At 38.8% G+C, this 369-nt stretch carries 1 pseudogene; it reads left to right on the top strand.

Annotated features, from left to right (window positions below):
* A pseudogene (locus HC176_RS17615) lies at positions 1-209 on the top strand (UDP-glucose 4-epimerase GalE); the annotation flags it as partial.
* Between the last annotated feature and the right edge of the window lie 160 nt (positions 210-369).

The raw sequence follows: 369 nt of genomic DNA, 5'->3' as shown, positions 1-369 counted from the left end.
CCATACAGGCTTTTGAAAAGGTGTCGGGACAAAAATTGCCTTATGATTTTGCTCCAAGAAGAGAGGGGGATATTACATCAGCTTACGCCGATACTACAAAAGCAAACGAAGTTCTTAACTGGAAAGCAGAGTATGGAATAGAAGATGCTATGCAGAGTGCCTGGAAATGGCAGCAACAGCTTCAGGAAAAAGAAGATGAGGAGATATAAAAAATAAACTGTCTAAAATATAAGCTTAAAGGCTAATTCAAACTTTTGGAAACCTTCCTGGGAAGGTTGTTAGACCAATTTTCATGTTGGTCGTAGAGGGGATTTATATTTTAGACAGTTTTAAGTTGCTCTAGTTGACAATGAACGCATGGATCACTCC

The sequence above is a fragment of the Tamlana crocina genome, from assembly GCF_012037625.1.
Note: the sequence above shows the minus strand (reverse complement) of the source record. Positions and strands in the feature narration are given on the sequence as shown.